We start from the raw sequence: 19987 nt of genomic DNA on the forward strand, positions 1-19987 counted from the left end.
TTATTCTATTTTAACATTGTTTTTCTCTGCAATTTTTTTGAATAAATCTTCTTTGTTTTCCGATTTCATCTTCTGATAAATAGCACCTAGCATTTGTTCAGAATCTTTCTGATAATCTGAATTTTCATTCGTATAAATAATATGCGCCATAAAAATATTGTCTAATGCCTTTTCATCGTCTTTTATCAGAAAATAGTTTTTTCCGGCACCAAAGTAGCCTTCAGCATTATTTGGGTGATATTGAATCAGTTTTTCATAATAGCTGATTGCCGTTTTATAATCAGATTTGAAAGTATAAACGACGCCAATATTCATCAAAGCAAAATTTCCTTCGGGATAAACTTCTAATGATTTTTTATAATATTTTATCGCGTTATCGTAATCATTTAATTGTCGGTAGGAAACTGCAATATCATCAAGCGCAAGAACAAAATTTGGATCTTCATTTAAAGCTAGCAGAAAACTTTCAATAGCCAGTTTGTAATTGTTCTTTTGCATAAAATCTTTCGCAATTACATAAAAATTCTGCGCCTTTTTATTTTTTGATTCGCCGTAAAAAACATCGTCTTTGTTTTCCATTAAACTCGGAACCAAGTTTGGACATTTTTTGGAAACGACACCTTGAATTTTAAGAATCATGGTTTTAATTCCATCAACTGTATTTATCGATTCCCTGACTTTTGGGTCTTTATCTGTTAAAATCAGTTCGGCCATTGGTTTTGTGAGACAATCTCTGTAAACATCTTCTGTAATTTTTGAACTTTTTTCTAAACACTCACAGGATTTTGCTGCGATTTTTTCTTCAACCGTTTGTGCTTGAAGCGCTGAAAGACTTGTAAAAGTTAAAAAAAGCAAGAAGTTTTTTTTCATTTTAAATAATTAAAATTAGGCTGAATTTGTTTTTATTCTGGTTTAACAACTGCTGGTTTCAAACTGTCTTTCACAACGGCCAAACTGTCTGTTACCGGAGCAACAGGCAATTGAGGCACTGGAGCTGTGTATCTTTTTATTTTTTGCTGAACTAAAACAGCGTCATTCAATACAAATGGAGTTGGCATCATCCAATCGCTTCTTGGTTTGACTTTTAGCAACGGATTAGTCATTAAATCGAAAGAGCTCTCAATTAAATCCATATCAAAAATCGATGATTTGTTAATATAGAATTCCATTTCCAGAGGTTCATTGCCTACAACGTAATAACATAATATTTTTGCACCTTCTCGCTCAAGTTTATTGGTTTTTTCTCCAGATGTTGCAACACCGTTTGCTTTAAAGTTATAAAATGTCATTTTTGGATTTGCAAAAATGTCGTAACGGTTTACTTTTCGGTTTGGCGTTATTCTGATTTTTAGAAATCTTTTGTTGCCTATTACGCTGTCTCTAAGGAAAGAAATTGTTGGTTTCGGAACATCAACAACAGGAGCAATCGCGCTATAAGTAAAACCAGAATTGTATTTGCTGGCAAGCGGAAGACTATTTAATCCGACTGCTTTTTGATTTTTTTCGCCCAAATATGATTTTGTCCAATCATCTAAATTAACATCATAAGTGGTCCATACAGCCGAATTGTTGTTTGCATTATAAACATATAACAAACTGTTTGATTTTGCTTTTCCGTGTTCGTATCCGGAATGATAGCCCGCATAGATGAAAAAGCCAATTGAAATGGCAAAGAAGAACATCGTCCAAACTCCTTTTTTAATAAAAGAACCAAATACAGGAAGAAGTAAACCAAATGCAAGAACGGTTAATATTGCACTTCCAAAAAGAATTTTTAATCCTAAACCAATTGGAAACATTACAATAAATGGCGCAATGATGATTAAAGCCGGAATAGAAAACAATAAATTTAATGCTAAACTATTGTGTCCGGTAAGAACATAAATTCCGAATAAAATTATACCAAAATAAACCGGAACAATTAAGAAACCTGCTCCAACCAAACTATTGGCAATAAAACCATTTATGATAATCCAAAGCAGCAATGCAGTGGCAAAATGATTCATCGATGATTTTGGTTCAGAAAAATGATGATAGAATGCAAAACAAATGGCTATGCTCAGCGTAACGAATGCGCCAATATAAGCGTGGCCGTTATAAGTGAATCCGTTTAGCAAATCAGAATATTGCGGATAAATTTCCAAAACAATTTTCCATCCTAAAAAAGTCACTAATCCAGCAATGACTACAGCTCCAATAAGTGGTACGAAGCCTTTGAAAATTTCTCTGAAGCTGATGATATGTTTGGCTTTTCCAATAAAAATAAAAAGGATAAGTAATCCTAAAGCGATCAGCGTCATTGGTGTTACCCACGAAAAAGGATAACTGATGAAAGAAAAAGGAACACTAAAATAAACATCGTCTTCTGTAGAGTCAGTAGCGTTTAAATCGGCATTTGATAAATATTTTAATAAAGGCATCAAGTAAGATCCCTGATGTGCCAGAGTAGTTTTGTTCAAATGTTGTACGTCGTCTTGCTGTGTGTGATAATTGTAATGTCCGTCGATAAAAGCAAAATTGAAACCCTGAATTTTGCCTTGTTCTCTAAAAACAGTTAAATCGGTATCATTTGGAAGCATTTTGTAAATGCTGTACATCAGCGAATTAGAAACTGGATAAGCCGTTTTTGCATTTGCAAATTCCTTTACAAGAGCTTTGTTTCCTTTGTTGGTTTCCATCAGCATATAACTCGGACCAGATGATCCTCTTGCTTCGAAGTTTAGTACTAAACCAACATCTTTTGCCCATGGATGTTTGTTTACAAAAAGTGCTGCACCATTTAAACCTAATTCTTCAGCATCAGAAAAAAGAATTATAATATCATTTTTTTGAGGCTGTTTAGCATATAAAAAAGCACGAATTCCTTCAAGAATTGTTGCAACTCCTGATGCGTCGTCGCTGGCACCTTTTGAAAAAGAATGCGGAGCACTGTCATAATGAGAAAGAAGTAAAAGCGCTTTTGAATTATTAGTTCCTTTGATGCGCGCCAGAATATTTTTAGATTTTACCAAAAGACCTCTGTCATTAAGTGTAAATCCTTCTTGAACTGAAGTCTCTAAACCGATTCTATTGAGTTCAAGTATTAAATAATTAGCAACTAATTCATGATTGGTCGACCCTACATAATGCGGTTTTTGCGCAATTATTTCTACCTGATTCAAGGCTCTTTCCGTCGAGAATTCAGCGAGCGCTTCTTCTTCCCGAGAAATATATTGTGGCATCATTGTGGCATAAATAATGCCCAAAATGCCTAATACACAAAGAAATCCAAGAATTGAGGTGGGGTTTTTTTTCATGATGAATAGTCTATATTTCTTTTTTAACTAGCATAAAATAATCGTTATCCAAAGATCGATATCCTTGGTCATACAAGAAATAGTAGGTATTCCCTGTTTTGGTCTGCAAGATATTGGTAAAGAAATCAAAATCAAAACCTTTATTTATCATTTTTTCCCTCGTTGCTTTTGATTTCCCTTCGGTATTTAACTCAGCCAAAATACGGTAATTTTTGCGTAATTTATTGTTTACATTTCGCATAAAATTAGTGCTGTCTTTATTTATTTTGTTGTTGTAGGCATTTCGGCAGCTGTCTGAGCAAAATTTTTTGTCTTCTCTGCCAACAATTTTTTCGGAGCATTCGAGGCAAGTTTTCATGAATTTAGTTTTTTAATTTCATATAAATCTGTTCTTCTGTCTTTTAAAGTGTGGACACTCCCGTGTTCGTGAAGTTCTTTTAATAAATTTAAATCGACATCGACAATTAATGTCATTTCTGTATTTGGAGTTGCTTCTGCCTTAATTCCATTACTCGGAAAAGCAAAATCCGAAGGTGTAAAAACAGATGCCTGCGCATATTGAATATCCATATTATTTACTTTTGGAAGATTTCCAACGCAGCCGGCAATAGCAACATAACATTCATTTTCGATTGCCCGAGCCTGTGAGCAATGTTTTACGCGCGTATAACCATTTTGAGTATCAGTTAGAAAGGGAACAAAAAGGATATTCATTCCTTCATCGGCCAATAATCTTGAAAGCTCTGGAAATTCGACATCGTAGCAGATTAAAATTCCGATTTTACCACAATCAGTATCAAAAGTTTTGAATTCTGAACCTCCTTTCATTCCCCAATGCACCACTTCATTTGGTGTAATATGAATTTTGGTATACATTTCTGAAGTTCCGTCTCGTTTGCATAAAAAACCAACATTATACAAATTGCCATTTTCCATAAGAGGCATACTTCCGGTTATAATGTTGATATTGTATGAAATGGAAAATTCCTGGAAACGTTTTCTGATGGGGTCCGAATATCGGGCGAGTTCCCGAATTGCTTCAGCTTCAGATAAATGATTATAATCGGCCATCAACGGAGCAATGAAAAGTTCTGGAAATAAGGCAAAATCGCTTCCATAACCAGAAACTACATCAATAAAAAACTCTGCTTGTTCAAAAAATTCTTCCAGATTATTCAATTGACGCATCTGCCATTGAATCAAACCCAATCTGATGACGCTTTTTTCAAGATTGATTAGCTTCGGACTTTCATCATAATAAATATTATTCCATTCCAGTAAAACGGCAAATTCTTTTGATTCTTCGTCGCCTTCCAGATAATTTTTGATGATTCTCAAAACATGAAAATCATTACTGAGCTGAAAAGAAAGTACAGGATCATACAATTCTTTATGCTTTACTTTTTCGATATAATTTTTTGGAGTTAATTTTTTAGAATGTTGCGCATAATTTGGAATTCTTCCTGCAAATACGATCGCCTTTAAATTCAGCTGTTCACAGAGTTCTTTACGCGCATCATATAAACGTCGACCCAGGCGCAGGCCGCGGTAATTTGGATGAATAAAAACATCAATTCCGTATAAGATTTCTCCATCAATATTGTGTGTGGAGAATGTATAGTTGCCTAGAATCTGACTGTAATTGTGTCTTTTGTCAACGAGTTTTTCATCAACAATAAGTGATAATGCCGATCCTACCACTATGCCGTCTACTAAAATGACCAATTGACCTTCTGGAAAAATGGCTAATAGTTTTTCGATTTCTTTCGATTCCCAATATGAATTTGCCATTTCGGGATAGGATTGAATCATCGAATTTTTTAATTGCTTATAGTCTTCGATCTCTAAATTACGAAGCTCAACTTTATTGATTTTTGTCTGCATATCGTAGGATTTATCTCAAATATACAAAAATATTTCCATTTACAAACGCTTACAAATAGTTACAATCGAAAGTAAATAGTTTCCTACCGACTAATTTTTGAGAGTGAATACATCTTTGCATCGTTGAATTTGAAAAACAGATTCACATTTATAAAAAACATTAAAAAGTATAAGCCATGAATGAAATGAAAAACAGAGTACAATTGATTGGGAACGTAGGCGGTGAACCGGAAATCAGAACTTTAGAAACTGGAAAAAAGGTTGCACATTTGACCATCGCAACAAATGATTATTACAAAAATGACAAAGGTGAAAAAGTGCAGCAAACAGAATGGCATCGCGTAACCGCTTGGGGAAAAGTTGCTGAAATTATTGAAAAATATGTAGTAAAAGGAAAAGAAATCGCTGTTGAAGGCAAATTAACGCACAGAAGTTATGATGATAAAAACGGCGAAAAAAGATATGTTACAGAAGTAATTGTAAATGATATTTTATTGCTCAGTAAATAATCTTTGATTGAGTACAACAAACCCGATAGGTTTTTAAAACCTGTCGGGTTTTTTTAGTTTATTTATAAAACAGAAGCGCCGTTTATATCAGTAGTAAGTACTTCACTCATATAATCAAAAAAAGGTCTCATATTTTTGAAAGCGTCTAAAGCCATTTCCAAAAATTGCGGACTCAATACTTCTTCGTCAGTAAAACGTTTTATAACCAAAAATTGTTTGAAACGCAGTAAATCAATCGCCGGATGATCAACATCGAAGCCTTTTGGTTTTGTTTTGAGTTGCTCGCCTTGTAAAGTTCCGAAGTTGCTGACGAAAGATTTTGCATTCAATATTTTCTGAAAAGTTTCAGGATCTAGTGCAAACTCTGTTCTTATTCGTTTTAAATCTGCGGTATTTGGTCCCCAAAATCCTCCGGCAAAAAAGCTATTTCCTTTTTCCAAATGAAAATAGTATCCGCCGCGTCTGGCAGCAGTTGCACGCGTGTAACTTCCTCCCCAAAAATGTTTAAAAGGAGTTTTATCTTTAGAAAAACGGATATCACGGTAAATTCTATAAACACTTTTTTTGCCCGAAGTATTTTCTAAAACATCGGTTTTGGAAAGTTCTTTTAGTAAAGCGCCAGCAAAATTCTCAATATGATTTAATTCGATTAAATATTGTGGTTTATTGGCTTCAAACCAAGGTTTGTTGTTGTTTTCTTTGAGTTGAACCAAAAAGTCAAGACTAGATTTTGGGATCGTAATATTGTTTTCCATAATTAAATTTAAAAATCAGAAGCGGACTGCAATTTAAAACTAAAAAACCCACCAGAGAAATCTGATGGGTTTTGTTTTATATCGTTAAGCAGTTTTTTTGAATAAATCAAACATTGGACAGCGCGAGCAACGCTTCTTTTCGTTTTTTTTATATTTCTCACAGCAAGAAGATTTACAGTTTTCCAACTTCTTAATGTTCTCAAGGATAACTTTATTCTTATTTTTCTTTTTATCCTTTTTCTTGTCCTTGTCTTTTTCTTTCTTGCCCAATTTTCCTCTGTATTATAAAAACAGTGGCAAATATATAGCAAAAAAGTTATTTTTAAGTATTCTAAATAAACTTTAACTTTTTTATTTTGGATTGATAGCAATCGAGCTTGTAACTGTTAATTGCTGAATATCACGGTCAAACAAATAAAGTCCACCTTTATCATCGCCAATCAGGTTGATTTTATCCAAAATAGATTTAGCTGTAGCTTCTTCTTCGATTTGTTCAGATACGTACCATTGTAAGAAATTATGTGTTGCATAATCTTTTTCTTCAAAAGTAATGTGCACTAATTCATTGATAGATTTCGAAACAAAAAGTTCATGACTATAAAGCTCCTCAAACATTTCTTTAAAAGTAGAATAGCTTGTTTTTGGCGCTTTTAAATCGGTTATGTGAGCGTGTCCTCCGCGTTCGTTTACATACTTTACTAATTTAAGCATGTGTGCACGCTCTTCATCTGACTGTGTGTACATAAATTGAGCGATTCCCTCTAATCCGTGTACTTCAGCCCAACAAGCCATAGAAAGATAAGTTTGCGAAGATTCTGCTTCTATGCGAATTTGCTTGTTTAAAGCTGTTTCAATATTTTTTGATAGCATAATGATGTCTTTTTTGTAAAATTAACGAAAATAATTCATTCCACTTTTTAGAAATGGCTAAAACAATGGACATTTGGATGGATTATCAATATTAATTTCTGTTTAACGGAATAGATTTTGAAAACATTGACTTATTCATAATAGGATTTCCTGGGTTTTGATCCATAAAACCATCTGTAAATTTGCGCATAATATAGCTTTTTTCGACTGTGTCATAATAGCCTAAAAGATAGAAATCGGTTAATTTTAGAACACTTACCAAAGAAATGTTTTTGCTTGTATTCATGAAATAGTTCAGATTGTCAATCGCCAAAGGATCTAAATTAGGATTGCTTACAAACTCAAAATTAGGATTTAATGCAGCATCAAAAAAGACCATTTTGCTTGCATCTTGTACGTTATTAAATCCGTCAAGAAAACCATTTGGTCCATAATTTACGCTCAGAGATTGATAGGAAGCAAATCCGCCAAAAGTGACAAAAATATTTTGTTTGTTTTTAAAAGCTGAAAGTGCTGCATTTACGGTGGATAACTGTTTTAGAAATTTGGCTGTTGTTTTTAATTTCTGAGGTTTTTCTCCGTTAATCTGCAAAAACATTGGTGAGTTTTTAAAAGTGATCGAATCATTTTTTGAAACTGAAATATTTTTGATGCTTTTGCCCGAATCAAAATCTTTTATACTGAATAAAAGCTGTTCTGCATTTGCACTAATTTGATATAATTTATTCTCCAGGTAAAAAGAGTTTGTGATTTTCGATGATAGCTGAGCTTCTGGCGTGTCAAAGATTTTTTCTGTTACCTCATTTGTCTGCAAATCAAGATTAAAAACTTGTGTTTGTTTTGTATTGTAATCAAAAGTCAGGATAATGCGATCATCCTGTACGTACATTTTGCTTTTTTTCTCGCTTTTGTCCAAAGAAGAAAAATCTTCGGATTCGATTTTTTCAATCGGATAATGATACTGAACAAGTGCACTAAATGAAACACCTTGTCCTTTTTCATTCTTAAAAGAAAAAGGAGTAAAATTGAACATTTTTATTTCGCATTTTTCATTTCGGAATTCAAACAAAAGCAAATGTTCCTGATCTTTTTCTTTAGAAAGAACATAAAAAGCATTGTTTTTTTGGAAAGAAGTTATAATGTTTCCAGTGTTTGCCGGAAAATCAAAACTTAAAGTGCTGGATGTTTTGGTTTCCAGATTGTATTTCACAATTCGGATATTTTTATGATTATCAGAACCCCAATATAATGTTGGATTTTTGTCTTCTCCAAAACTGTAACCCATCAGGATTCGTTTTTGTTCACTACGTAAAGTATCCTTGAATTGATTAGAAAGAAATAGTGATTTACTATATTTTAAAATATTGATAGTCTTATTATCAGAAGCAAAAACATATACTTCGTGGGTTTTGGTGTTTTCAGCATTTATAAGTTGACCATTTTCATAAGGCTTATTTAAATTTAAAACAGCAGAATTTAATATAGTTTGGCTCAACAATATTGATTGTGAAAGCAGAAGACCTAGAAGGAGTAATTTTTTCATTAGGATTTGGTGGATATATTTTCAAAATTAATGAAATAAAATGATTTTTTACAAATGAATATTTAAAGCCCTCAGAGATAATTCTTTGTTTTTTAATGATAAAAAAAGCCTCAAAGAAATTTCTTTGAGGCTTAATTCTTAAAAATAAAAAGAGATTATTTTATTCTAAAAGTAACTCTTCTAGCTAATCTTCTTGCTTCTTCAGACTCTTTCTGGATAGAATTGTCAGCTCCTTCAGAGATAACATTTAATCTTGAAGATGAAATACCAGCTTTTTCTAAAATGGTTTTAACATTTGTTGCTCTAGCATTTGCTAACTTGTTGTTGTATTCAGAACTTCCAACCTGATCTGCATGACCAACAATGTCAATTGATGCCGATGGATTTTTTCTTAAATAAGATAAAATAACATCAATTGAAGATGTCGAAGCTTCGATTGGAGTTGATTTGTTGAAATCAAAATAAACACTGTAGTATTTATCATTAATCATTTCTTTCACAACATCTTTGTCTGAAACAACAGTATTGCTTACCGGTTTTTCAACAATAATTTGTTTTTCCGGAGCTTTTTTAATTTGCTCTTCAAGACCAGCTACTTTATTTTCTAAAGCCGCAATATCAGCGTTATTAGACATTACAACCCAGTCAGCATGTTTTGTGTTTTTACCTAAGTAAACTTGTAAACCAACAGTTCCGTTAAAAAGTAAACCTGAGACACCTCTGTTTCCTGTTGCTCCGGCTCCGTCAAAAGTACGATCTTGGTATGCATTTAAGATTGTACTCATATCTGCTGTTAAAGCAACTCTATCAGTTAATCTTACTTGTCCTGTCAAACCAGCAATTGCGTTTCCAATTCTGTCTCTAACATGGTAGTCCTTGTTTTCTAGCTGAGCAACTCCAAAACCGGCATGTGCTAATAAACCAAACGTATTAGTCCATGTTTCAAAATTCATGATACGGCCTAAGTTTGCTACTGCTTGCAAGTCAACTCTGTAATATTTTGAATCAAAAGGAAGTGAGTTGTTTTTTTGCTCTGTTAATTGGTTGTATCCAAAATCAGCTTTTAAACCAAACTTATTGTTAAGCATATATCTTACTCCTAAATCAGCAGTAAAAGGACTGATTCGTGAGCTGTAATAGTTACTTGAAGTAAACGGACGCTGTGCTTTGTTAAAACCGCCATCAAGTTCTACGGACCATTTATTAAAATTATCTGCCGCTTTCGTTTCTGTTTGTGCACTTACACGCATAATGCTTAAGGCAAATGCCAGAGTAATTACAATTTTTTTCATTGTTATTTGAGATTTTAAATTTGCCCCAAAAAAACAATGTATTGTAGGAATTATCGCCCAGTAAAAGTTATAATTGTAACACTATAAGGTTAATCGAAAAACAGTATTATTTATTCATCAATTCCTGAAAGTAATCTACAAATTGACCCAAATGCAATCCATCCATTAATCCATGATGAACATATACGGCCATTGAAATTGTTCTTTTGCCCGTTTCTGAAACCATCATTTTGCCAAAGGAAACTTTTGGACAACTGTCAGGAAAAGTAAAACTTCTCGCGTGTGTAAGTGATGTAAAATTCAACCACGGAATTGCCGAAAAATGAATCAAATTATCATCATTAAATTCTCTTGTGAATAGTCCGCTTGTGTTTTGAATTCGTTCGATTTCTGCTAAAGCATTTTTTTCAAAGATTTTAAAATCGGGATTGTATTCAATTAAAGAAAATCCGAAAGTTCCGTCTTCACGACCAATTGTTGCTGAAGCATCAATACGATCGTTGATGTATATTTTATCTTCTGAAATTCGGTATTTAAAATTTTCAATCGAATTTACAGCGACCAATGTTTTATGCAGGTAATAAATAAAAAAAGAAACATTCAGTTCTTTTGCACTTTGATACGCTTTTGTACAATCAATTTCGACAGTCGCACCAAAAAAAGGTTCTTCCATTCTGCTGAAATGGGCAAAATGCTCTTTTCTGTTCCAGTTTTCTAAATCTAAAAGTGTTTTCATTATAATAAATTCGGAACTACTTCTGCAATAGTTTCAAATGAACTAAAATGCTCGTGTTCTATAGTGTGATTAATTTTTTCGTGTTCCCAAGTGGTGTGAAACGGAATATGAACGGCATAACCGCCAATTCCTAAAACAGGAAGAACATCAGATTTTAATGAATTCCCGATCATCAAAAATTCATGTGCCTGAATATCCAAACGGCCAAGTAGTTTTTGATAATCGATTTCTTGTTTGTCTGACATTACTTCAATATGGTGAAAATAATGTCCCAAACCTGAGCGGTGTAATTTGCTGTGCTGGTCTTTTAAATCACCTTTTGTAGCAACGACCAATTTGTATTTGCCTTTTAAAGCTTCAAGAGTTTCTTCGATTCCGTCTAAAAGTTCGATTGGTTTTTCGAGTAATTCTTTTCCGTACTGAATAATTTTTTCAATTACTTCAATCGGAATTGTGTTATTTGAAATGTTCATCGCTGCTTCAATCATCGAAAGAATATAACCTTTGATTCCGTAACCATATAAAGGAAGATTGGCGATTTCAATTTTGAATAATTCCTGAGAAATACCTTGATGCGAAAGATAATCTTCCATCAAAGCACAGAACTTATGTTCGGTTTCCTGAAAATAGGGTTCGTTTACAAATAAAGTATCATCAGCATCAAATGCGATTACTTTTAAGTTTGGAATTTTAGTTTTATGTAACATAATGTTTTTTGTTTCAAGTTTTGTTTCAGGTTTTCTTTGTTTCAAGTTTCAAGTTTTTGCCACGAATTCACGAATTTTTATTACTATGGCCTAAGATTGCTTTAAAAAATCTGCTAAATCTGCGTGAGTAACTTTGCCACCAATTACACCAATTAATCAGCGTAAACCCGTTTAATCAGTTAAAATCCTCGGGTCAATTTTACTTGGAAAATAGCCTTTTCAGAGAAATAGTTTTATCGTAAAAAGTAATTCGGATTCCGAAAAGCAAAATGATTCCGCCGAAAACCATTTGTAAAGTTATTTTTTCTTCCAAAAACAACCAAGCCAAAATAGATGTAATTACTGCCTGACTCAATAAACTAAGCGAAACTCTGGTCGCGCGCATATGTTGTGTTGCATAACTAATGGAAAGCCATGCGCATAATTGGCAAATTACTGCCTGCAAAATCAATACAAACCAGCCTGTATTTGAAAATCCGGTAAAAGGTTCGTTTAATGAATAACAAAGGATCCCTAAATAAAGGCTTGATGATAATAAACTGATGGTCATAAATGATAAAACATCAACTTCTGAAAGTACATTTTTGCTGACCAAAAGATAAATAGAATATAAGATTCCGGATAAAACGGCAAACAGGAATGCTTTATCGAAGTTTAAATCTATAAAAAACTCAAAACCAACTAAAGTCACCATTCCGAATAAAGCGACCAATGTTCCGATCCAGAAATTTGTTGCCGGTTTTGCTTTCAGAAAAAAGAAAGAACCGACACCAACCCAAACTGGAGATAAATTTGTCAATAGCGAAGCTTGTGTTGCGCTTGATTCCTGAATTGCGATATTCCAAACTGCAACATCAGATGAGAATAAAACACCGCAAAGTATTGCCAAAAGTGTAAATTTTAAACTTGGAAGTTTAAAGTTTTTGCTCAACAGTGTATAAGGCAAAAGTAGAATAACAGCAAAAAACATTCGGTAAAAAGCCGAAATTAGGCCTGGTGTTAAACGTAGTTTTACCAATATGGGAAAAATCGAAATGCAGAGTATACCGCAGATTAGGGCTAATCTTGGTTTGGTGAGTTTCATTTTAGTTTATTTTTCAAGTTTTTTGGCGTATAGTTTAAAAATAAAATTGCGTGAATCAATTAAGAATAATCGACTCACGCAATTTATATAAGGATATAAATCTTTAGTTTACAGTCGATCCATTCGGAGCGTCAGCATCTGGATTTACAAATACCAATTTTCCTTCGGCATTAGTTGTCATCAGGATCATTCCCTGACTTTCAACACCACGTAAAGCTCTTGGAGCCAAGTTTGCTAAAACAGAAACACGTTTTCCAATGATTTCTTCTGGAGAAAAACTTTCAGCAATTCCCGAAACAATCGTGCGAACGTCAATTCCTGTATCTACTTTTAATACTAAAAGTTTGTTTGCTTTTGGCATTTTTTCTGCCTCAAGAATAGTTCCGATACGAATATCCATTTTCGCAAAATCCTCAAATTGAATTAAGTCTTTTTGTGGTTCTGGTTGTTTGCTTTCAGCAAGATTTGCTGTTTTTGTTGCTTCCAATTTATCTATTTGTTTTTGTATTTCTTCGTCTTCGATTTTAGCGAAAAGCAATTCTGCTTCGCCAATTTTATGTCCTGCCGGAATTAAATCTGAATTTTCAGAAATGTCATTCCAACCTAATGTTTTATCAATAATGATGTCTTTTGCATCATGATCTTTTTCTTTCAAGAATTTACTGAAACCTGCAAAATGTTCTTTAAGGTCAGCCAAATTCAAGATTTTAGAAAGTTTTGCCGCAGTAAAAGGTAAAAACGGTTCAGCTAAAACGCTTAACGCAGCAGCAATTTGCAACGCCACATACATTTGTGTTTTTACACGCTCTGGATTGTCTTTCATTACTTTCCAAGGCTCTTCGTCTGCAAGATATTTGTTTCCTAAACGGGCAACATTCATTAATTCGCCTAAAGCTTCACGGAATCTGTAACGCTCAACTGAACTTGAAATTACGGCTGGATACGCTTTTAATTCAGCTAAAGTTTGTTCATCAACTTCTGTAAATTCATTTGGAGTTGGGATTACACCATCATAATATTTGTTGGTTAAAACTACAACACGATTCACAAAGTTTCCGAAAACAGCAACTAATTCGTTATTGTTTCTAGCTTGGAAATCTTTCCACGTAAAATCATTATCTTTTGTTTCCGGCGCGTTTGATGTTAATGCATAACGCAAAACATCCTGCTTATCTGGAAACTCTTCTAAATATTCATGCAACCAAACTGCCCAGTTTTTAGAAGTCGAAAGTTTGTTTCCTTCCAAGTTCAAAAACTCATTTGCCGGAACATTATCTGGTAAAATATAACTTCCTTCAGCTTTTAGCATTGCCGGGAAAATGATACAGTGAAAAACAATATTGTCTTTTCCGATAAAGTGAACCAATTTCGTTTCTTCATCTTTCCAATATGGTTCCCAGTCTTTTCCTTCGCGCGCTGCCCATTCTTTCGTAGAAGAAATATATCCGATAGGTGCATCAAACCAAACATATAATTTTTTTCCTTCGGCACCTTCAACCGGAACGTCAATTCCCCAATCAAGATCACGTGTTACGGCACGAGGCTCTAATCCAGCGTCGATCCAGGATTTAACTTGTCCGTAAACATTCGTTTTCCAGTCGTTTTTATGACCTTCTAAAATCCATTTTGTTAAGAAATCAGAATATCTGTCTAAAGGTAAAAACCAGTGTTTTGTTTCTTTTAAAACTGGAGTTTCACCAGTAATTGTTGATTTTGGATTAATCAAATCAGTCGCGTTCAAAGTCGATCCGCATTTTTCACACTGATCGCCGTAAGCTTCCGGATTGTCACATTTTGGACAAGTTCCAACAACAAAACGATCTGCTAAAAACTGATTTGCTTTTGCATCGTACAATTGTTCTGTAACTTCTTCAATAAAATCGCCTTTATCATACAAAGTTCTAAAGAATTCTGAAGCCGTATCATGATGAATTTTTGCCGAAGTTCTAGAATAATTGTTGAATGAAATTCCGAAATCAGAAAACGATTTGCGGATAATTCCGTCATATTTATCAATAACTTCCTGTGGTGTAATTCCTTCTTTTTTGGCTTTCATCGAAATTGCAACGCCGTGTTCATCGCTTCCGCAAATAAATGCAACGTCTTTTCCTTGCAAACGCAAGTATCTCGAATAGATATCTGCAGGCACGTAAACCCCCGCCAAATGCCCAATGTGGATTGGTCCATTTGTGTAAGGCAATGCTGCTGTGATGGTATATCTTTTTGGATTCTGTATCATAACTCAATTTTATTGAGTGCAAAAATAAGCAATAGAATTGAGATTTTGTTATTACGTGGAGATTCGCTGAAGTTTTTAATCTCGCAAAGACGCAGAGTCGCAAAGATTTGTTTCATGCAGATTGAGCAGATTTAAGTTAAAATCATTTAAATTCTTTATCCCGATAGTTATCGGGAGTGGCTAAAATTAAAAAACTTTGCGACTCTGCGACTTTGCGAGATTATTTCGGTGCAATACATGAGTTTTTTGTGAATTTCTGTGGAATTCACCACTAAAATAGAACCAGTTTAAACTAGCATTCACAGTAAAATCTTCAGGATTTATTTCGCAATCTTTGCCCTTCGAAAAAAAACAAAAAACAAGTTTATGAGCAAGACAAAATTAATTATCAATAAAAACGGATCAATCAAAATTGAAGGTGATTTTGAAATCATGGATCCGGAAGGAACAGTTTACGGATTACAAGGAAGACAAGCACTAGGTCTTTGCCGTTGTGGACATTCTGCAAATAAACCATTTTGCGATGGTGCACACCGTAATAATTTCGAACACGATTCAAAGGCGTTTGATTTGCCTCCAATGAAAACTAACTAAAATTTTTTTAGTTTACAATATCTCGAAACTGCATTCCCTTGAATGCGGTTTTTTTTATGTAGTTTTTTGAAAAAGTAAGTTATTACTTAGAAAACAATATTACATTTACTGCAACTTAATAATTTCCAAAAAATGAAAAAACTAATAATACCACTATTGTTTTTTGTTGCAAGTTATGCCCAGACACAAAAAACAGTCTCAAGTGATTGGACTTCTATCAATCAAACAATTGACATTAAAACTTCTGTCAAGAAAAAATTTAGAGTAATTGCTTTAGTAAAAGTTGAAACTAATGAGCCAAAAGCCTGGGCAGGGGTGTGGGCGCGTGTTGATACTAAAAATGATGAAGACGGCTTTTTTGACAATATGAGGGATAGACCTATAAAATCAAATGAGTGGCAGTCTTATAGGGTTGAAGGAACAATTGATCAAAATAGTAAATCCTTAAATTTTGGAGGTTTGTGTTTGTATGACGGGAAATTTTATTTTGACAAATTTGAATTGTTTATTGAAAATGACAGAGGTGTTTTTGAACCTGTAAATATTTTAAATTCAAGTTTTGAAACTCCTGTCAAAAATGAAGAAATTCCAAAATGGACACAAGGGATATCTAATGATGCTGTTGTTAAAGTTAAAGAGTATAAAATTAGTTCTGACAAATCTAGTGTTGATGGCAAAAGCTGTATTGTAATTGAAGGAAGGGGAATAAAACCAAGATTAGAAGCTAGAATAGGAAATGTAGAAGGTGCTTCGCCGAAAATTGCGGATATGATTTCAATGCTTGAAGATCTTAAGTCGCGCGTTGAACGCACTGTTAAAAACATGAGTCAATATGAAATTGATTACCTTCATGATGCTGAAGCAAACCGAATAGGTGCTTTGGTTATGCATTTGGCTGCAGCTGAGAAGTATTATCAGGTTTTTACTTTTGAAAATAGAGAATTTAATGAAGAAGAAAAGAAAATGTGGGGTGCAGCATTAGATCTGGATCAGGCTGGAAGAGAAATAAAAGGGCATGATATTCAGTATTATTTGGATATTTATAATGAAGTAAGAGCAAAAACTATTTCAGAATTAAAAAAGAGAGATGATGCCTGGTTTACTGAAGTACAAACAAGATATGATTGGACAAATCAGTATTGCTGGTTTCATGTTATGGAACATCAATCTAGCCATTTGGGACAAATTTTATTTTTGAAAAAGAGAATTCCGCCTCAACCAGAACCACTTAAACCAATTAAGCAAGAGATTAAGAACTAAATATTGGATATAAAAAAAAAGCTGCATCATTTAATGCAGCTTTTTTTGTGTTTATTTTACTTGAGATAATTCTTTTGGTAATCTATATAAAACAGTTTGAGTATGTACTGTGCCTGTTTGGGCGTTTTTTGAAACAGATATAGTTTCAGGAGCTTCAAAAATAAAATCGGATTCTAGTTTGAAAAATTCTTTATGGATAATTTTATCTGCCGAGAGTTTTGTAGTAGTAGTATCTTTTACATTGTTTATACTTCTTATCGACTGATCTGCATAATCTACGGTTCCTTCGATATAAGAATTCAAATTATCGACATTATAAACCCATTCTCCTTTGTCAAGTATGTTTATGGTTTTTGTTTTCCCATCGATGATTAATTCATTTTTGCCAATAGGAACTTCGGTTTTAATAAAACTATTTGGGGCGATGGTTTGTGCTGTTTCTGAAGCTATTTTGATTTCTACAGGAGTAGATTTTCCATTGTCAATGTAAAGTGCCGTTCTAAAACTAGAAGAAACAAGAAAAAATGCGATTACAGCTCCTAGCGGTATAAAGAAATAACTTGATTTTTCTAAATGAAGAGGCATTCCTTCTTCATCTTCATTATCAATAACAAATTGTTTTCTACTTTTAAAAATGTAATACAATGCACCAATTACTAAAATTCCATTTATTGGAGCACTTATAAAAGATGGAATTTGATTAAATGAACTGTATAATAAGTAATTAAGAATGTAAAATAGGAAAATTGCGACTGCAAGTCTGGTAAGAATTATAATTCGATCCATATTAAAAGTTGTTAAAAGTAGATTATGGGTTAAATGTTAAATTAACCCAAATATATTATTTTTATCCATCTTTTAACAATTACTGTTTTAATTTGTTGTCAAATTATGTGAATATTTTGTAGTTAAATATAAAGCTCGCCTTTCATGGTTATAATCGAAGAACCACCAACTAAAATATCTTCTTCACGGTTCATGACTTCAATCATTGAGGCTTGTTTTAATTTTACGCCCTGAAGAATTTTATATTCTTTATCAGATTTAGTGAATTTCTTTTGGGTTAAAAAACCAATTAAAGGTCCAGCCGCCGTTCCTGTCGCCGGATCTTCATTAATTCCGATTATTGGATTGAAAAATCTTGTTTCTACTATATGTTCTTGGCCTTCATCTGCAATGGTAAAACAATAAAAACCTTCAAAATTATATTCTTTTGATATTTCGATCAAAAGCTGATTATCCGGAACAAAGCTGTTGAGCAAATAACTGTTTTTTATAGGAACCATTAGGTGTGCAACTTCTGTTTTAACTATCGTTGGAACAAAAGCATTTACATCTAAATCTTCAATTTTTAAGCCGAGTGCTACGGCAATTCTATAGGTTGGGATTTCCTGTTTAATCACTGCCGATTTTTGATGCATTTGAACAACAGGATAAAATGTACTGGTGTCAAAACTTACAGTTAACGGAATTGCAGAATGTTTCATAATTACAAAAGGCTCGCTTTCGTTTTGTTCGTCAAAAATAGGCATTCCTTTTAGCAGAGCTCCACAGACTGCGCCGAGTAAATTATGTCCTGCGCCGTCGATTTCGATTCCGGTTGGGGTAAACGAACGAACTATAAGTGCTTTATCTCTTGTAGAATAATAGACAAAAGAGGTTTCGGAATAGCGAAATTCTTTAGAAATATCTTTATAAGTTTCTAATTTTAAATTGCCGTCTGTAAAAACTACAGAAAGCGGATTTCCTTTATAGCTTTCGTTTGAAAATACATCTAAAACGTAATATTCTAATGCTTTTCTTCCTTCCATTCCTTTTTCTTTTTTTTTAGACGGAATAAAGTTACTGTTTATACTATACTAAAGCAATAGGCATTACAACATTCGTTTTCCTTCGGTACTAAATTTTATTGCTTTTTCCAATCTCGAAATTCTGGTTTTTTCTTGTTTGGCGCTCATAATCACGTGAATTATTACTTTTCTGTACGATGGTGCCTGATTGCTGAAATATTCCCAAGCTATTTTATTTGCTTTAAATAGTTTTTCGAGTTCCGGATCTAGAACATACGCTTCATTTTCATGGGAATAAATTTGGGATCTTTCGTCAGATTTTAATTCGAAAGCTTTAATTCCGGCTTCTTTCATGAGTCCGGCTTTTGTCAATTGTTCGATTTTTTTGATGTTGATTGCACTCCAAATGCTTGACTTTTTTCTTGGCGTAAATCGGATAGTGTAACTTTCGTCGTCAATAGTTTTTCGGATGCCATCAATCCAACCAAAACAAAGTGCCTGGTCAACAGATTCTGACCAGGTCATACAAGGTTTTTTGCTTTTTACTTTGTAGAAACCTACTACGAGTTCAGTTTCTGTTTTATGATGCTTTTCTAACCAAGCTCTGAATTTTTCTTGAGTGGAGAAGAAGGTTGGTTCCATTTTATTCCGTTATTGTTATTTGTAAAAGTATTATAAATAACAGAAAAAACGCAATTATTTAAAAACCACCTTTTTGTTTGATTTTGCTATTTTAATGATATGAAATGGCTGTGTAATTACTGAGGTTAGATTGCCTTTGTTTAATTGTTCCACTTTAACTATAATCTGGCTGTTTGATTGTGATATCTTGGTGATGTCGATTGAATAACCGCCACTCTTACGCACTTCATCAAAAACAGCGATGATCTGATATTTGCTAAAATCGACAGTTGTGTCAGGTGAAATATATAAAGCTTGCGTGATGATATTTAATTTTTCTAATAAAGCATTCCAGTCGGTTTGATTTGTGATTACAAGATTTGATTTAGGAATCGTTCCGGGGTATGCTCCATAAGTGTCTCTTTGGTAAATTGTTGTAAAAGCAACATCTGATCTTTCATCATCGTTATTGCTGCAACTTGCTAATGTCAATGCAAGGGTTAGAAATAAAATAATCTGTTTCATGGTTTTGGTTTTTAGGTTGAAAATGTAATTGTAATGGTTTACTAATTAAACAGATAGCGTTTTTGTTAAAAGGTTGCGTATCCATTTTAATCTTTTTGAAAAACATAAAAAATGATTTTTTCTTATGAAACGGGGATTGCGTTAGGGATAGAAGTGGAAAGCCCACAGCCTGACGAAGGAAGTGCGAGGACTTGTAACGGATAGCCCGACCCGCCGCGTCGGGAAACGCCCAAAAAAATATTTTCGAAGCTATTACTATTTATCCGAAATTTGCAAAACAAT

The 19987-nt window shown here is 33.5% G+C and carries 19 protein-coding genes; 3 read left to right on the forward strand and 16 right to left on the reverse strand.

Features of this window, described 5'->3' with window-relative positions; all coding sequences use genetic code 11:
- Genes GQ47_RS21005 through GQ47_RS21020 form a run of 4 tightly spaced genes read right to left on the reverse strand, consistent with a single transcriptional unit; the run spans position 1 to position 5180 of the window.
- Positions 1-870: a tetratricopeptide repeat protein gene (locus tag GQ47_RS21005; protein WP_035652742.1), complete on the reverse strand. Its 870-nt coding sequence runs from the start codon at positions 868-870 to the stop codon at positions 1-3.
- 32 nt (positions 871-902) lie between these two features.
- Positions 903-3296 (reverse strand): M28 family peptidase, encoded by a 2394-nt coding sequence (locus tag GQ47_RS21010; protein WP_035652743.1) that lies wholly within the window; start codon positions 3294-3296, stop codon positions 903-905.
- A 10-nt stretch (positions 3297-3306) separates the two neighbouring features.
- On the reverse strand, positions 3307-3654 hold the full coding sequence (locus tag GQ47_RS21015) for a hypothetical protein (RefSeq protein WP_035652746.1): 348 nt from the start codon (positions 3652-3654) through the stop codon (positions 3307-3309).
- On the reverse strand, positions 3651-5180 hold the full coding sequence (locus tag GQ47_RS21020; RefSeq protein ID WP_035652749.1) for a bifunctional GNAT family N-acetyltransferase/carbon-nitrogen hydrolase family protein: 1530 nt from the start codon (positions 5178-5180) through the stop codon (positions 3651-3653). Before GQ47_RS21020 ends, GQ47_RS21015 begins: the two co-directional genes overlap by 4 nt.
- Before the next feature lie 185 nt (positions 5181-5365).
- On the opposite strand from GQ47_RS21020, the gene GQ47_RS21025 reads away from it, so the two are divergent.
- The gene (locus GQ47_RS21025) at positions 5366-5689 is read left to right on the forward strand and encodes a single-stranded DNA-binding protein (RefSeq protein WP_035653503.1); all 324 of its coding nucleotides are present in this window, start codon (positions 5366-5368) and stop codon (positions 5687-5689) included.
- A gap of 62 nt (positions 5690-5751) precedes the next feature.
- Here GQ47_RS21025 and GQ47_RS21030 read toward each other — a convergent pair whose 3' ends face one another.
- The 8 genes from GQ47_RS21030 to metG all read right to left on the reverse strand — a co-directional run bounded on the left by GQ47_RS21030 (position 5752) and on the right by metG (position 14915).
- Positions 5752-6444 carry a DUF2461 domain-containing protein gene (locus tag GQ47_RS21030; protein WP_035652752.1) on the reverse strand — a complete coding sequence of 231 codons (693 nt, stop codon included), beginning with the start codon at positions 6442-6444 and terminating at the stop codon, positions 5752-5754.
- A 351-nt stretch (positions 6445-6795) separates the two neighbouring features.
- Complete coding sequence (locus tag GQ47_RS21040; RefSeq protein ID WP_035652756.1) at positions 6796-7314, reverse strand: ferritin; 519 nt, start codon at positions 7312-7314, stop codon at positions 6796-6798.
- A 91-nt stretch (positions 7315-7405) separates the two neighbouring features.
- Positions 7406-8857 carry a hypothetical protein gene (locus GQ47_RS21045; RefSeq protein ID WP_035652757.1) on the reverse strand — a complete coding sequence of 484 codons (1452 nt, stop codon included), beginning with the start codon at positions 8855-8857 and terminating at the stop codon, positions 7406-7408.
- 155 nt (positions 8858-9012) lie between these two features.
- Positions 9013-10149 (reverse strand): OmpA family protein, encoded by a 1137-nt coding sequence (locus tag GQ47_RS21050; protein ID WP_035652760.1) that lies wholly within the window; start codon positions 10147-10149, stop codon positions 9013-9015.
- 106 nt (positions 10150-10255) lie between these two features.
- Positions 10256-10885 (reverse strand): chloramphenicol acetyltransferase, encoded by a 630-nt coding sequence (locus GQ47_RS21055; protein WP_035652761.1) that lies wholly within the window; start codon positions 10883-10885, stop codon positions 10256-10258.
- Positions 10885-11592 carry an HAD family hydrolase gene (locus tag GQ47_RS21060; protein ID WP_035653506.1) on the reverse strand — a complete coding sequence of 236 codons (708 nt, stop codon included), beginning with the start codon at positions 11590-11592 and terminating at the stop codon, positions 10885-10887. Before GQ47_RS21060 ends, GQ47_RS21055 begins: the two co-directional genes overlap by 1 nt.
- A gap of 199 nt (positions 11593-11791) precedes the next feature.
- Positions 11792-12676 carry a DMT family transporter gene (locus GQ47_RS21065; protein WP_035652763.1) on the reverse strand — a complete coding sequence of 295 codons (885 nt, stop codon included), beginning with the start codon at positions 12674-12676 and terminating at the stop codon, positions 11792-11794.
- Positions 12677-12779: 103 nt separating this feature from the next.
- Positions 12780-14915: a methionine--tRNA ligase gene (gene metG, locus GQ47_RS21070; RefSeq protein WP_035652765.1), complete on the reverse strand. Its 2136-nt coding sequence runs from the start codon at positions 14913-14915 to the stop codon at positions 12780-12782.
- A 366-nt stretch (positions 14916-15281) separates the two neighbouring features.
- On the opposite strand from metG, the gene GQ47_RS21075 reads away from it, so the two are divergent.
- Both GQ47_RS21075 and GQ47_RS21080 read left to right on the forward strand, forming a co-directional pair.
- A complete protein-coding gene (locus GQ47_RS21075; RefSeq protein WP_026727451.1) occupies positions 15282-15509 on the forward strand; it encodes a CDGSH iron-sulfur domain-containing protein in 228 nt (75 codons plus the stop codon).
- Positions 15510-15641: 132 nt separating this feature from the next.
- Entirely contained in the window at positions 15642-16769 is a 1128-nt protein-coding gene (locus tag GQ47_RS21080) for a DinB family protein (RefSeq protein WP_035652769.1), read from the forward strand.
- A gap of 51 nt (positions 16770-16820) precedes the next feature.
- Here the strand turns inward: GQ47_RS21080 and GQ47_RS21085 are convergent, their stop codons facing one another.
- The 4 genes from GQ47_RS21085 to GQ47_RS21100 form a co-directional block, all read right to left on the reverse strand.
- A complete protein-coding gene (locus GQ47_RS21085; RefSeq protein WP_035652772.1) occupies positions 16821-17555 on the reverse strand; it encodes a hypothetical protein in 735 nt (244 codons plus the stop codon).
- A gap of 122 nt (positions 17556-17677) precedes the next feature.
- Entirely contained in the window at positions 17678-18580 is a 903-nt protein-coding gene (locus GQ47_RS21090) for a PhzF family phenazine biosynthesis protein (protein WP_035652775.1), read from the reverse strand.
- Between the two features lie 63 nt (positions 18581-18643).
- Positions 18644-19201 (reverse strand): YdeI/OmpD-associated family protein, encoded by a 558-nt coding sequence (locus GQ47_RS21095; RefSeq protein ID WP_035652778.1) that lies wholly within the window; start codon positions 19199-19201, stop codon positions 18644-18646.
- 54 nt (positions 19202-19255) lie between these two features.
- Positions 19256-19705 carry a protease complex subunit PrcB family protein gene (locus tag GQ47_RS21100; RefSeq protein ID WP_035652784.1) on the reverse strand — a complete coding sequence of 150 codons (450 nt, stop codon included), beginning with the start codon at positions 19703-19705 and terminating at the stop codon, positions 19256-19258.
- Positions 19706-19987 lie beyond the last annotated feature (282 nt).

This window comes from Flavobacterium sp. ASV13 (assembly GCF_000745775.1).
Lineage (GTDB): Bacteria > Bacteroidota > Bacteroidia > Flavobacteriales > Flavobacteriaceae > Flavobacterium.

Excerpts from the sequence above, each read along its gene's own strand:
- GQ47_RS21005 (WP_035652742.1), bottom strand. The coding sequence starts at position 870 with ATGAAAAAAAACTTCTTGCTTTTTTTAACTTTTACAAGTCTTTCAGCG.
- GQ47_RS21010 (WP_035652743.1), bottom strand. The coding sequence starts at position 3,296 with ATGAAAAAAAACCCCACCTCAATTCTTGGATTTCTTTGTGTATTAGGC.
- GQ47_RS21015 (WP_035652746.1), bottom strand. The coding sequence starts at position 3,654 with ATGAAAACTTGCCTCGAATGCTCCGAAAAAATTGTTGGCAGAGAAGAC.
- GQ47_RS21020 (WP_035652749.1), bottom strand. The coding sequence starts at position 5,180 with ATGCAGACAAAAATCAATAAAGTTGAGCTTCGTAATTTAGAGATCGAA.
- GQ47_RS21025 (WP_035653503.1), top strand. The coding sequence starts at position 5,366 with ATGAAAAACAGAGTACAATTGATTGGGAACGTAGGCGGTGAACCGGAA.
- GQ47_RS21030 (WP_035652752.1), bottom strand. The coding sequence starts at position 6,444 with ATGGAAAACAATATTACGATCCCAAAATCTAGTCTTGACTTTTTGGTT.
- GQ47_RS21040 (WP_035652756.1), bottom strand. The coding sequence starts at position 7,314 with ATGCTATCAAAAAATATTGAAACAGCTTTAAACAAGCAAATTCGCATA.
- GQ47_RS21045 (WP_035652757.1), bottom strand. The coding sequence starts at position 8,857 with ATGAAAAAATTACTCCTTCTAGGTCTTCTGCTTTCACAATCAATATTG.
- GQ47_RS21050 (WP_035652760.1), bottom strand. The coding sequence starts at position 10,149 with ATGAAAAAAATTGTAATTACTCTGGCATTTGCCTTAAGCATTATGCGT.
- GQ47_RS21055 (WP_035652761.1), bottom strand. The coding sequence starts at position 10,885 with ATGAAAACACTTTTAGATTTAGAAAACTGGAACAGAAAAGAGCATTTT.
- GQ47_RS21060 (WP_035653506.1), bottom strand. The coding sequence starts at position 11,592 with ATGTTACATAAAACTAAAATTCCAAACTTAAAAGTAATCGCATTTGAT.
- GQ47_RS21065 (WP_035652763.1), bottom strand. The coding sequence starts at position 12,676 with ATGAAACTCACCAAACCAAGATTAGCCCTAATCTGCGGTATACTCTGC.
- metG (WP_035652765.1), bottom strand. The coding sequence starts at position 14,915 with ATGATACAGAATCCAAAAAGATATACCATCACAGCAGCATTGCCTTAC.
- GQ47_RS21075 (WP_026727451.1), top strand. The coding sequence starts at position 15,282 with ATGAGCAAGACAAAATTAATTATCAATAAAAACGGATCAATCAAAATT.
- GQ47_RS21080 (WP_035652769.1), top strand. The coding sequence starts at position 15,642 with ATGAAAAAACTAATAATACCACTATTGTTTTTTGTTGCAAGTTATGCC.
- GQ47_RS21085 (WP_035652772.1), bottom strand. The coding sequence starts at position 17,555 with ATGGATCGAATTATAATTCTTACCAGACTTGCAGTCGCAATTTTCCTA.
- GQ47_RS21090 (WP_035652775.1), bottom strand. The coding sequence starts at position 18,580 with ATGGAAGGAAGAAAAGCATTAGAATATTACGTTTTAGATGTATTTTCA.
- GQ47_RS21095 (WP_035652778.1), bottom strand. The coding sequence starts at position 19,201 with ATGGAACCAACCTTCTTCTCCACTCAAGAAAAATTCAGAGCTTGGTTA.
- GQ47_RS21100 (WP_035652784.1), bottom strand. The coding sequence starts at position 19,705 with ATGAAACAGATTATTTTATTTCTAACCCTTGCATTGACATTAGCAAGT.